This window comes from Mycobacterium sp. (assembly GCF_049802695.1).
Lineage (GTDB): Bacteria > Actinomycetota > Actinomycetes > Mycobacteriales > Mycobacteriaceae > Mycobacterium.
On record NZ_JBARMY010000049.1, the window covers coordinates 1 to 13087 of the forward strand.

The window sequence follows — 13087 nt, forward strand, 5'->3', positions numbered from 1 at the left end:
GCGATCGCCAGCACCGCGCGCATGGCAGCGGTGGCGTCTTTGGTGCGCACCACTGGCGCACCGCCGTCAGCGGTGTTGGCGGGCAACGTGAAACGGATGTCGATCCAGATGCCCGAGATGGGCACGCTCAGCACTACCTCGTGCTCGGCGCCGGCCTGCAGGCGGGCTCCGGTCGACGAGTGGGTGGCGCGCGGGATTTCGGCTCCGTCGTGCACCTGCCAGTCCCGGGGATGGGCGATGCGGTGTACGGGGTTGATCGCGATACGGCCGGCCCACAGCACGTCTGGAGCGTCCAGCACTGTGGCCAGCGGTCCGCTCACGTCGGCGCGGCCCAGCCGGCGGGAGGTCACGGCCTGCGGTCGGGCTCCGGTGCCCAGCACTCGCAGCGCCTCGTCTATGGCGGCCTGCTCGAAGCGGTCCAGCAGTTCGCTCACGGGTTCGTCGATACGGGTGATGCCGGCCACTGCTGCGGTGCCGGGGATGATGCACACCTGGTCGGCGTCGTACCGGGCGTCGTGCGCCTGCCACAGCGAGTCACTGCGCCACCAGCGACGCACGTCTTTGTCGATGACCGGCACGAAATTGACCGGCTTGCCCGCCAACTTGCACAGCGTGACGAAGAAGGACACGTCAGCGGGGTGGAGTTGGACGGTCGCGGCATCGGGATAGCGCCGGGCGAGCGCGGCGATGGCCTCGTGCGGGTTTTCCAGCAGTTGCGCGCCATTGTCGACTTCGCCGTTCAGGCCGGCGAACAGCGTCTCGATCGGGCCGAACTCCTGCGGGTGCAACCGCGACTCGGCGCGTTGCAGCATCTTCTCGAAGCGGTCCCGCCAGGTGTCGGCCAGCCACGGGCTGCCCGGAGTGGCGGTGTCGGCGGTGCTGTCGCCGTCACCGATGGCCAGTTCGACATAGCGGTGCAGCCACTGCTGATACGTCATGTCGCCGACGTCGCCGAAATACGGCTTGGCCGTGCGGGCCATTGCCTCGATCAACTCGTCGCGGCGTTTGGTCACTGCCTCGGCATCGCCGGCGACCTCGTCGAGTAACCGGCCGCAACGCGAGGCGGCGTTGTCGATCTCGTGAATGTCGGCGCCGAGTTGGCTGCGGCTGGAAGCCATCCCGCCCTGCGCTTTTCCGGCGCTGATCCACCGATCGGTGCCCTGTGTGTCGACCAGCATCTGCTTGACCGACGGCGAGGTGGTGGATTCCTTGGCCGCCATCGCGGCGGTGCCGACCAGAATGCCGTCGATCGGCATGGCGGGAAAGCCGTAGGCTTCCGACCAACGGCCGGAGAGGTATTCGGCTGCGCGCTCCGGGGTGCCGATGCCACCGCCGACGCAGACGGTGATGTTGGCGCGTGACCGCAGTTCGGAGTAGGTGGCGAGCAGCAGGTCGTCGATGTCCTCCCAGGAGTGGTGTCCGCCGGCGCGGCCGCCCTCGATGTGCATGATGACCGCTCTGGTGGGCACCTCGGTCGCGATGCGGATGACCGAGCGGATCTGCTCGACGGTGCCCGGCTTGAAGACGACGTGACTGATGCCGATGTCGTTGAGTTCATCGATCAGCTCGACGGCCTCTTCCAGCTCGGGAATGCCGGCGCTGATCACCAGTCCGTCGATGGGCGCCCCGGACTGTCGGGCCTTCTGCACCAAACGTTTTCCGCCGACCTGCAGCTTCCACAGGTAGGGGTCGAGGAACAGCGCGTTGAACTGAACGGTGCGACCGGGTTCGAGCAACCCGGTCAGTTCTTTGATGCGGGAATCGAAGATCTCGTCAGTGACCTGCCCGCCGCCGGCCAGTTCGGCCCAGTGCCCGGCGTTGGCCGCGGCGGCGACGATCTTGGCGTCGACGGTTGTCGGGGTCATGCCCGCCAGCAGGATCGGTGAGCGTCCGGTCAGCCGGGTGAATTTAGTGGACAGCTTGACTCTGCCGTCGGGCAGTTCGACCACCGACGGGGCGTAAGTCGACCAGGCCCGACCCACTTCGGGAACGGCCCCGATGGTGAAAAGGTTGCGCTGGCCGCCACGGGTGGCCGCCGGCACGATGCCGACGCCGAGCCCGCGGATGACCGGCGCGGTCAGCCGGGTCAGGATGTCGCCCGGCCCCAGATCGAGAATCCAGCGCGCGCCGGCCTCGTGCACGCCGATGATCTCGTCCACCCAGTCGACCTGACGCACCAAGATCGCCTCGGTCAGCTCACGGGCCAGGTCGACATCCAGTCCGGTTTTCTCGGCCCATTCCGCCACGATCTCGATCCCGTCGGCGAGCCGCGGGCTGTGGAATCCGACTTCCACCTGCACCGGCTCGAAGACCGGCGCGAAGACCGCACCACCACGCACCTTGTTCTTGCGGTCGGCTTCCTCTTTCTCCGAAATCTGCTTGCAGTACAGCTCGAAGCGGGACAGTTGCTCGGGGGTGCCGGTGATCACGACCGAACGCCGGCCGTTGCGGATGGAGAGCACCGGCGGCAGCACGGTGCGCACGTCTTGGGAGAACTCCTCGAGCATCCGGTAGATCTGCTCGGGGTCGGCGTTGGTGACCGACACCATCGGCGGACGATCGCCGAGGATGGAGATTCCGCGCCGGCGCGCCACCAGTGTGCCGGCCGCGCCGATCAGCTGCGCGAGCGCAAGCAGCGCAATGTCGCGCGCCCCGCCGGCCTTCAACGATTCCACACCCAGCACGCCCTGCGAATGCCCGACGGCGGCCACCGGCGGCGTGCCGGTCAGGTCCAGACCCTGACGGGTCAGTGCGCGTACGGCGGCGATCTGAGTCAGCAACACCCCGGGCACCGACACCGCGGCGGACGTCAGCTGCTTGGCCGAGGGGACCGGGTCTTCGGCCGCGAGCGCACGCACCCAGCGCAGCGGCTCGAAGCCGATGGGGCGCACCACCACCAACTCCTCGGCGACCGGCTGCAACAAAAGGTCGACATCGCCCACCAAGGTCGCCAATTCGGACTCGATACCGGCTGACGACACCAGTTCTTCCAAAGTCTCCAACCAGGCGCTGCCCTGCCCGCCGAACGCGACAGCGTACGGCTCGCCGGCGGTGAGACGGTCGACCAGCGCATGGGCAGGGTGTTTCATCTCCGGAGCCTTGCCGTCGCGGCCAGCAGAGATCTCCCCCAGCTCCGCTGGGGGGCCACCGTCCTGCTCGTAGATCGTCACCTTGTGTATCTCCCTGTGCTGCTGCGCGTCTCGTTCGGTCAGGCGTCCAACGTCTGCGCTGCCTCGCTGCAGTGTGGTTGATTCCCCTTCGAGTCCCAGCCGGATCTCGGCTGATCCGACGCGCTCCAAGCGGGCCGACCCGGTTGAATCGAGCGCCGCGACGGCGACGTCGGATGCGCTAAGAGTGTCATAAGAAGCTGTGCTGTTTTCTGTGCTGACTGGTTACTGGCGAGTTCTACGCACCGGTAGCTATGCCGTGGGTAACACACCGCTTAACCGCTGCGCACGACCGCGGGGATAAACGTGCTGCATGGCAGTGGTTACGGTCGAGTAGCCACAACGGTGCAGATCAAGGCTGTATTGTTATGCAATCGTTATGTTCGGTTTTTTTGAGTCTTTCACCCGCGGGTGGCGCGCCGCCTTTTTCCGGCCATGCGCCAGCCGCGTAACAAGTGTTCGCTAAAAGTCGCCGAGGAGAGTTTGCTGGGCCGGTGTCAGGCGGAGTCCACTGCCGAGTCAGGCCCACTGGCCGAATTGCGGCTTCATGATGTTGTTGATGTCGACGCCGACACCGCCGACGCTGCGCTTGTCGATCTCGATCTGGTGCAGATGCGCGGCCGGGTGCGTGTAACCGTGCGGCGAGCCCCAATTGTGCTGCCAGAACCACGAGCCTAGGCCGTCCTGCAGTGCCCAGTCGATCGTCTTCGAGTTGCCGTAGACGCCCGTCCGCTGACGCCCGATCACCTCCTCCCAACCGCGAAGGTAGGGCGCTACCTGCTGTTTGTACTGGTCGTAGGAGGGGTCGTCGTCGATCGACGCATAGATCGGCGCATTCGCCGGGCCGCCGGCAGCCTGGTGCAACTGCAAGCCTCGCTTGGCGTGCTGGACGCCGGCACTTTGTCCGCCCAGCCAGTCGGCGGTGCTTTCCTTGCCGTACTGGTAACACGACACGATCTTGAGCCCGCCGCCGTACAAATCGCGGGCCTCCGGCAACTGAATCGGCTTGCCGAGCATCCAGGAACCACCGGGCCTGCGGTCCGATACGTAACGGATCGCGCCGGCCGCCCCGGCGGCCTTGATGTCACTGGCCGGGATGACCCCGGCCGCATAATCCAGCAGGACACCCAACGGTGCACCCGAAGCCGACGGCGAAGTCAGCGACGCCGCTGTCACGCCGAGACCCACCAGCGCCGGGCTGACAGCGGCGACTCTGAGCAGGTCACGGCGCGAAAGCGGCACGAACCAGAGAATACGATACATGCATCATCTGCCACGTTTACTCCATCGGCCACGTCTGAAACAAACTTCACACCGACGCGTGACAGACTCACCTTCCGCGGGCCTATTTCACCCCGGATGGCGCCCGCTGCGCCAACATCGGTAGAGCCCATCCCGCCGAAGCGGCACGACTCTGGGGCGCAGACTGGACGTCCGGGGCCCGGGAGGACCTGATGGACCGCGACCAGCTCATCGACTTGACCCGGCGCGCGCTGAAACTGGCTCGCGACAAGACCACGGATCTCGCCACCGGGGAACACACCGTCGGTGCGCTGGACTACACCTCGGTGGAGCGCCACGAGCATGACACCGCCCTGCTGATGGCCAGCCCGCAGTTGGTTGGCTACGTCTCCGAGCTGGCAAGCCCCGGCACCTACTGCACCAAGACGGTGATGGGCCGTTCGATTTTGCTGACCAGAGCCGCCGACGGCTCCGTCCGAGCCTTCAACAACGTCTGCCTGCACCGGCAGTCACAGGTGGCCACTGGATGCGGCACCGCCAAACGGTTCAGCTGCCCGTACCACGCATGGACCTACGACAACACCGGACGGCTGATCGCCATGCCCGGCGCCGACGGCTTCCCCAGTGTGACGCCGCGCTCCGATGGTTTGACCGAACTTCCGGCTGCGGCACTCGCCGGCTTCCTCTGGGTGGCATTAGATCCCCTGGAAAACGGAGCCACTCTGGACGTAGCCACCCATCTGGGCCCGCTCGCCGACGAGCTCGACTCGTGGGGCATCGGGCGGTGGTCTCCGTTAGGCGAGAAGGTCCTCGATACGCCGATCAACTGGAAGCTGGCGGTCGACACCTTTTCGGAGAACTATCACTTCGCAACGGTCCACCGACAGACGTTCGCCCAGATCGCCCGCAGCAACTGCACCGTCTTCGACTCCTTCGGGCCGCACCACCGACTCATCTTCCCGCTCAACTCAATCCTGGAACTGGACGGCGTTCCCGAAGAGCAATGGAATCCCCTGCACAACCTCGTCGTCATCTACGCGCTGTTTCCCAACATCGTGCTGTCGGTGACGATCGCCAACGGCGAACTGTTCCGCATCTATCCGGCGGACAGGCCGGGCCGGTCGATCACCGTGCACCAGAATTCGACTCCATTGGACCTGTCTGAAGAATCCGTGGCCGCCGGCGCCCAAGCTGTCTTCGAATACGCCCACGCCACCGTGCGTGACGAGGACTACCGGCTGGCCGCGGCGTTGCAGGCCAACCTGCAGACCGGCGCGCGCGATCATCTGCTCTTCGGGCGCAATGAGCCCGGACTGCAGCATCGGCACTTAACCTGGGCTGAGGCTCTCGCCGGCAGCTAGCGCTGTACTCGTCAAATAATCAGCCGCACAACCGCGTAACAGCCGCTCGGTAATCAATCCTCGACTGACAGCGCGTGCAGCAGCCCTTCCAGCACCTCCCGGACCATAGCACTCGCGGTCGTCGGTAGCACCGCCTGAATCAGCTCGCGCGCTGGGCTGCGACGACCCGCCGCCACCAGCGGCCGCAACCGTTCCGCCAACCCGGTGAGCTCGGGCTCGGCCGCTGGCAGGCCGGCGGTAACGGCGGCCAGCACGTCGATCAATTCCCAGTCGCGGTACAGCGCCAGGGAGCGCTCGTAGATGCCGAAGCCGCTGACCGGCTTGCCCTGCATCGTCCCCTGATAGCGGTACGGGCCCTCCATGTACTCGATCGGCAGCGCGTGCGCCGGCACCGCTACCAGCGGCTCTCCGGTGAGCACGAGCTGCAGTTCAGCGGAGGCGAGCCGGTGGCGGTCGGGCAGGAAGCGGGCAGGCGACAGTGGCGGCAGCAGCGGCCGCACCGAATCCGGCCAGCGGACATAACTGGTGACCACGACCTCGACGTCTTCGGCGCACCCGGGCGCCGCGGCGCCGTCCGGCGAGCCGATCGTGGCGCCGGAAAATGGTTGCAAAACATTGCCGTTGGCACGGTCGAACTGTCTCCAGATGCTCAAATCCAGGCCATTGTTCAGATGAATCGTGCGCCACTCGTGCGACCGGGCCCGAGGGTCACCTCCGGTTCCGCCGCCGCCGGCATACCTGGGGAACCACTGCCGGTCGATGTGGCCCGCGGACCCACTGACCTGCTCGGTCACCGAACCCCAGCGCAGCGTTCCGGTCATCGCCATCCCGGGCTGGAAGTATGAATAGGTGTCGGGCTGACCGAAGCACGCGATCCGGCCGTTGTAGCGGGCTGCGCCCACCGGAATTGGTGCGCGCGTTGACCATACGTCCAGCTCCAGGCCCATCGTCTCGCCCGCCTGATCTCTGCCGGCCAGGCTGACACGGTAAGTGCAGGGCAGCAGTTCACCGTCGTCGTCGCGGCAAGCCGTCCATGTCGCCGGTCCGGCGTCACTGTCAAAGCGAATGTCGAGATGCCCTGCGGCCGTCGTTAATTTAGGCTCAGCCCCCGGTTTCAGGTTGGCCGGCGGCATGTCGTAGTCGGTATAGGTGCCGTAGGCACCGGTGTCGAGGTCGAAGAGCGCCATCGTGTAGAAGTCAGCGACCACCGTTCCGCCGGGGCGGTTCCTGTTGAATATCGTCAGAAAGGCGAACGACCGCCCCGTCGCGGCGCTCAATTCACCAGCGATGAACCAGGTGTCGGACTCGTGATCGACGTGCTGCCCTTCGGCGGCCGGGAATTCCATCGCCGCGTCGCCCGGCACCAGCTGGAACGGGTAATGCCGCCAGTCGACGGTTCGCCCGTGAGCATCGGCGTTCAGCAAAAGTTCGTCTCGCTCACTCGGCCTTCTCAGGGTTGCCGGACAGAAGCAGACTGCCTTTTTTGCTATGTTAGCAGCAATAGCGAAGTTGCCTTCGCCGCTGACGAGGTGGTGCCCGATGCCGGATTTCCGCGATCACTGCTCGTATGAAGCACTGTTCATCGGTGGCCGATGGTGCAAACCCACCACGTCGCAGCGGGTTACCGTCATCTCTCCGCACTCCGAAGAGCCGGTCGGCGAAGCCCCGCTGGCCACTGCGGCCGACGTCGACATCGCTGTGACGGCCGCCCGGCGCGCGTTCGACAGCGGCCCGTGGCCCCGATTGCATCCCGCCGAGCGTATGCAGAAGGTCGAGGAGCTTGCCGCAATTTACGCCGGGCACCTCGATGCCATGGCGGATCTGATCACCGCTGAGATGGGTTCGCCGCGCAGCTTCAGCCGATTGGGCCAGGCTGCCGGCGCGGTGTCCATGATGCACCTGGCGCTGTCGGTTGCTCGTGAGTTCTCCTGGACGGAACGCCGCCAGGGTGTGCTCGGCGAAGTGCATCTGCGCAGGGCTCCGGTGGGCGTGGTGGGGGCGATCGTGCCCTGGAACGTGCCGCAGTTCCTGATCATGCCCAAGCTGATTCCGGCTTTGATCGCCGGTTGCACCGTCGTCGTGAAACCGGCGCCCGAGACGCCGCTGGACGCGTTGTGGCTGGCCGAAATGATCGAACAGGTCGGTCTGCCGGACGGAGTGGTCTCGATCCTGCCCGGCGGAGGTGATGTCGGCGAGGCGCTGGTGCGCCATCCCGGCGTGGACAAGATCGCCTTCACCGGTTCCAGCGCCACCGGCCGGCAAATCGGGGCGATCTGCGGCGAGAGTCTGAAACGGGTCAGCCTGGAGTTGGGCGGCAAGTCCGCGGCGATCATTCTCGATGACGCCGACGTCGCGCAGACCGTGACCGGGTTGAAGACGGCCGGTCTGATGAACAACGGACAAGCCTGCGTCGCGCAAACACGCATTCTGGTCAGCGAACGGCGCCACGACGAAGTGGTCGACGCGTTGGCCGAGATGATGTCGGGCTTACATGTCGGGGATCCCGCCGACGAGGTGACCGACATCGGACCTCTTGTCGCAGAACGCCAACAACACCGCGTACAGGACTACATCCGCTCCGGTGTGAAAGAGGGCGCCCGCATCGTCGTTGGCGGTGCGGACGTGCCGGCCGACCGTGGCTGGTATGTGCGGCCCACCCTGTTCGCCGACGCCACCAACGACATGCGCATCGCCCGCGAAGAGATTTTCGGCCCGGTCCTCAGCGTGCTGACTTACACCGATGAAGACGACGCGCTGCGCATCGCCAATGACAGTGACTACGGGCTGGCCGGATCAGTGTGGACTGCCGATGTCGCCCACGGGATCGAAATCGCCGCCGGTGTCCGCACCGGCACCTACGGCATCAACATGTACATGCTCGACATCGCCACTCCCTTCGGCGGTTTCAAGCAATCCGGTATCGGCCGGGAGTTCGGGCCGGAGGGCTTGAACCAATACGTCGAGTTGCAGTCAGTGGTGAGTAAAGGGAAGCTGCCGCCGCTGGCCGAATGACGTCCTCGAGCCGGCTGGCGCTGTGATTGTCGGGCTGCGCCTTCTCGCAGCACTGCCCTCAATCGGTCTCGCGTAGTTCCAGTGTCAGCTCGACCGGACAGCAGAGTTCACCGCGCTGGTTGGCGACTTCCACCTGCAAGTCCACCAGGTAGCGAGGCGGATTCACCGACGTGTCACACCGCTTGGCGACGACGCGTCCACGGCCCACCATGGTGTCGCCGGCATAAATCGACCCGGCCAGCGTCATCTTGCGGCGTATCACCCGGCTCTGCGGGCCGGCCCAGTCCGTCGCGATGCGGTCGGCGAATCCCGCCAAATGCATGGTGTTGACGAAAATAGTTGGGTGACCCTGGCTTTCGGCGTAAGCCGGGTCGTACTGGCCGGGAAAATAATCCCACGTCGCACCGGCATTCATCACCACACGTTGGTAGCTGATCTCATCGACCACCTGTGGCAGTTCCGTCGGGACGCAGATCTGCTCCCAGTTCACCGGACCGCTCATGACGGTAAGGGAGTGAAACGGAACAAGGTGTTGCGATTACGCGCCACTAATGCGCCGTCTTCCCGGCGGTAGGTGTCGCGAGTCTCGACGAAGTGGCCGGCGCCGAGCCGGGTCTGCTTCTCCGGCGACACCGAGAGCACCTCCTCGACGACGGTCAGCCGATCGCCCTCGAGGATCGGCAGCGGATACTCTGCGTCGTTGGCCGCGTTGATGAAGGTGGTGCCGGGCAACGGCACCCGCAGCGCAAGCGAGCCGGTCCGCGGTGCACTCGCCGGGTCCCAGGGCGGTGGTATCAACCATCCCATCAGCAGCGCGGGCGGCGCCAACAGTCCTCTCCAGGCCGCCGCGGCGAAGTCAACGTCCCAATAGGACGCGTTGGCGTCGCGAACCAGCGCCGCGAACAATTGGATGCGCGCAGCGCTGACGGAAGCTCTCGCGGTCCGCGGTTCGGTGGCCACACCGACCATGCGCAGTGCGTCCTGGTAGGTACCGAAAGCCAGACTGCTACCGACGTCCAATGGTGCCGTCCGAACTCACACCGTGACCGAGCGGGTGGGTACCGAATCCCACTGCAGGTCACGGGAAGCGAAGTACCACCCGCCGCGCTCATAGATGAGCTTGTCCCGGTACGCGCCGGTCGCGCGCAGGGTTGTCGCACGCCGATCGTTGACGGTGAACAGCACGGCGATGCAGCGCTGGGTCGCGTTGACACCATCGACCGCTATCTCATGGTCCATGGTGACCAGCCGTTGCCCGGGGCCGCCGTCGAACGCAGCGCGCAGCTCGCTGAATACCTCGCCGTCGCGAACGAACGTAGCGCCGGAGTGCCGGAACGTCGCGATCCAGCCGTTACGGTCGCCGTCGGAATAGCAGCGGTTGTGCCGCGCGGTGAGGTCCAGGATCGCGTCACGCCCCACCACACCGTGCAACAGGCTCTGCTGCTGGTAAGTCATGCTCATCGTTGTTCTCTTCCCGTCTCAGCGGCTGACTTTATATCCGTGCGTCTCGCGGTCCCACGCGTTCGGGCTCACGCCGCGCGCGCGCAGCTGGTCTTTGCGAACCCGCCCGATGATGGTCTTGGGGATATCGTCGACGATGTCGACGTAGCGCGGCACGCAGAAGTACGGCATGCGGGCGCCGCAGAAGTCCAGCAGCTCCGCATGATTCAGTGTCGAGTAGGGCTCTAGCGTCACCGTGAGCAGGATGTCGTCCTCACCCAAATCGCTGGGCACCCCGACCACCGCGGCTTCCAGCACCGCCGGATGTTGCAGGACGACGCGTTCCACCTCGACGGAGGAGACGTTTTCCCCACGCCGGCGCAGCGAGTCCTTGACGCGGTCCAGATAAGTCAGATTGCCCTCGGTGTCGAGCATGCCCAGATCACCGGTGCGGAACCATTGCGGGTGTCGCTCGACCGGCAGATTTGATCCCGCTCCGGCATCCCCTGCTGTGACATAGCCTTCGCTCATGACGTGTGGATGCTTTGCGCGGCAGACGATCTCGCCGGCTCGGTCGGGAGGCAACGGGATACCGTCCGCGTCGAGTATGCGCACCTCGAAGTCCGGGTTGGGTTGACCTGACGTCCCGGGCACGCCCCGGTCGGCCACCCCTGCCACGGTCACCGGGAAGGCTTCGGTCAAGCCGTACATGGTGACGACACGACAGTGGTACCGCTCTTCCAGGACGCGGTGCAGGGCGGCGTCGATGGGCGCGGCGGAGATGAACCGCAGAGGCAACTGGGCGTCACCGGCGTCTGCGGGCTGGTTCGCCAGCATCGACACCATCGCTCCGGCACCGGCGAAGCCCGCCGCCCCGCAGGCGCGCACCTCGTCCCACACCTTGGTCGGACGAAATCCGGACGCCAGCACGGTTGTCCCGCCGACCAGCATGGGAGCCAGGACAGTCGGCGCCGCGCTGAGGTGAAACAGCGGCATCGCGGTCCACAGCACCTCGCCGGATTCGAAATTCCACGCCGACGCCACGCGTGCGGCGGCGGTGAAGAGGTAATGCCAGGTTGTGGCAACCGCTTTCGAAGCCCCAGTGGTACCGGAGGTGAAGAACAGCGACCCGATGTCAACTTCACCGGTCGCACGTTCGGCGACGGATCGGGTCACGCCGTGCTCGAGCGCGTGGTCGAGCGCTTCACCCGCAACGACAACGCCGATCGCCGGATCCAATCGAACGGCAACTTCTTCGACCCGCGGACGCCTCTCGGCATCGGTGATGATCGCCTTGGCCCGGGACAACTCCAGCGCGTGCAACAGAAAGTCGCCTTTGTTCGCCGCGTTCACCGCGGCCGTCACCGCGCCGAGGCGTGCGGCGCCCAGCCAGAAGTAGATCCACTCCGGACAGGTCGCCGTGAACAACGCCACGCAGTCACCGCGGGCTATCCCCAGGTCGGCCAGAGCGCCGGCCGCCGCGCAGGACTTCTGCCGCATCTGCTCGAAGGTCACCGGAGTGCCGGCGACCCGGACGAGCACACGGTCGGGGAACTGCCGGGCACGGCGATCCAGCACAGCCGGGACGGTGAACTGCTCGACACCGAAATCAGCAGGGCTGACTGGTCCCCGACGGGTTGCCACCTGATCTCGGCCGGGCCGCATCAGTGTTTCACCGACTTTCGGTCAACGTTCTGCGGCCGCCGGGTCGGGCTCACCGTCCGGCGTGTAGCCGAAGTCGGTGGCCGAGGGCTGTTCGCCCGGGTAGAAACGATGCGCCCACCGACGAAGCGCCGCATAGTCGCGCGCCTCCTCGGGCGCTAGGTTCGGCTTCTCCAGATATTTCATGTTCTCCCAGGTGAAGAAGTCCTGTTTGATCACTTCCTGTTGCAGCGCAAGGAACCTCGCGGCGCGACCGTCGGGCTCCTGCCCGGAGTGGTCCTGCTCGCGGATCGAAGCCTGCGTGTAGAAGTAGTCGGTGTAGTCCTCGTCGACCGGAGTCTGACCGGTTACTTGAATGGTGGCCACCAAGTCGCTGGGGAAGCGGACGACGCCGAGGCCCAATGAGTAGTTGTCATAGATGATCTTGGCGTCGACCGGCCCGTTCGGGGTAAGCCAGGTTTGGGCCCGGCCGCCCCCGAAGTGGGCGTTGACCGTCGCATGCAGGTGATAACCCGATACCTCGAACGACGCGGTGTTGGCCGGGTTGGCCGCCTTGTGCACATACTGCACGTGGTAGGGATCGGCGGCGTTCTCGATGATCATCTGCGCGTGCACCTTGACCCGATTGACCATCCGGCTGTACGGGTGCAACGGGTAGTACTCGTCGGTTTCCAACTCCGGCAGGACGGGCGGTTGCCAGTACGGCGCCCGGCCATGGCGCTCATGCCAGACCAGGATGAAGCCATACCACTCGACGCTGGGGTAAGTGCGGATCCGCACGTTCTGCTTGCAGCCGATCTTGCTGTAGGGGATCAGCGCGTTGGTGCCGTCGCCGCGCCACCGCCAACCGTGCCAGGGGCAGACGATGTTGTCACCTTCGACGGTGCCGCCGACGGCCATGTTCGCGCCGAGGTGCTGACAGTAGGCGTCGAGCACGTGCACCGCGCCGGACTCGGTGCGGAACAAGACCAGTTCCTCACCGAAATAGTGCGCCCGCCTGACCTCGCCGGCCGCGAGATCCGATGCGAAGCCGACGATGAACCAGCCGGTCGGGAACCGGTACGGCGACAAGCCGATGCCGCTCGGCCCGAACTCGCGTTCCGACGGGTCCACCGTCGCGTCGGAAACCGTCTGCGTCACTACCTCTCCGTCCCAGGCAGCCGAAACGCATCTGTCGGTGCGCAAGACTCCCGCCTATTTTTA

Annotated in this window: 10 protein-coding genes; 2 read left to right on the plus strand and 8 right to left on the minus strand. The window is 65.7% G+C overall.

Translation table 11 applies throughout. From position 1 onward, the window contains the following. Together WA317_RS01845 and WA317_RS01850 are read right to left on the minus strand one after the other, a co-directional pair. The coding region (locus tag WA317_RS01845) for a fatty acid synthase subunit beta domain-containing protein (protein ID WP_425171449.1) at positions 1-3089 on the minus strand (3089 nt) is incomplete at its 3' end. Positions 3090-3686: 597 nt separating this feature from the next. Continuing rightward, the gene (locus WA317_RS01850) at positions 3687-4409 is read right to left on the minus strand and encodes a DUF1906 domain-containing protein (protein WP_425171415.1); all 723 of its coding nucleotides are present in this window, start codon (positions 4407-4409) and stop codon (positions 3687-3689) included. Between the two features lie 212 nt (positions 4410-4621). On the opposite strand from WA317_RS01850, the gene WA317_RS01855 reads away from it, so the two are divergent. Beyond that, entirely contained in the window at positions 4622-5770 is a 1149-nt protein-coding gene (locus tag WA317_RS01855; protein ID WP_425171416.1) for an aromatic ring-hydroxylating oxygenase subunit alpha, read from the plus strand. A gap of 53 nt (positions 5771-5823) precedes the next feature. On the opposite strand, the gene WA317_RS01860 is transcribed toward WA317_RS01855, so the two are convergent. Next, a complete protein-coding gene (locus WA317_RS01860) occupies positions 5824-7116 on the minus strand; it encodes a lipocalin-like domain-containing protein (RefSeq protein WP_425171450.1) in 1293 nt (430 codons plus the stop codon). Between the two features lie 193 nt (positions 7117-7309). Between WA317_RS01860 and WA317_RS01865 the strand changes: the two genes are divergently transcribed. Beyond that, the gene (locus tag WA317_RS01865) at positions 7310-8782 is read left to right on the plus strand and encodes an aldehyde dehydrogenase (RefSeq protein WP_425171417.1); all 1473 of its coding nucleotides are present in this window, start codon (positions 7310-7312) and stop codon (positions 8780-8782) included. 58 nt (positions 8783-8840) lie between these two features. Here the strand turns inward: WA317_RS01865 and WA317_RS01870 are convergent, their stop codons facing one another. The 5 genes from WA317_RS01870 to WA317_RS01890 all read right to left on the minus strand — a co-directional run bounded on the left by WA317_RS01870 (position 8841) and on the right by WA317_RS01890 (position 13024). After that, a complete protein-coding gene (locus tag WA317_RS01870) occupies positions 8841-9284 on the minus strand; it encodes a hypothetical protein (protein WP_425171418.1) in 444 nt (147 codons plus the stop codon). After that, a complete protein-coding gene (locus tag WA317_RS01875) occupies positions 9281-9751 on the minus strand; it encodes an FAS1-like dehydratase domain-containing protein (RefSeq protein WP_425171451.1) in 471 nt (156 codons plus the stop codon). The genes WA317_RS01870 and WA317_RS01875 overlap by 4 nt, the downstream gene beginning before the upstream one ends. A 66-nt stretch (positions 9752-9817) precedes the next feature. Next, complete coding sequence (locus WA317_RS01880; protein ID WP_425171419.1) at positions 9818-10243, minus strand: nuclear transport factor 2 family protein; 426 nt, start codon at positions 10241-10243, stop codon at positions 9818-9820. Positions 10244-10261: 18 nt separating this feature from the next. After that, positions 10262-11887, minus strand: a complete 1626-nt coding sequence (locus tag WA317_RS01885) for an AMP-binding protein (protein ID WP_425171420.1) — start codon at positions 11885-11887, stop codon at positions 10262-10264. A 21-nt stretch (positions 11888-11908) separates the two neighbouring features. Beyond that, positions 11909-13024, minus strand: a complete 1116-nt coding sequence (locus WA317_RS01890; RefSeq protein ID WP_425171421.1) for an aromatic ring-hydroxylating oxygenase subunit alpha — start codon at positions 13022-13024, stop codon at positions 11909-11911. Between the last annotated feature and the right edge of the window lie 63 nt (positions 13025-13087).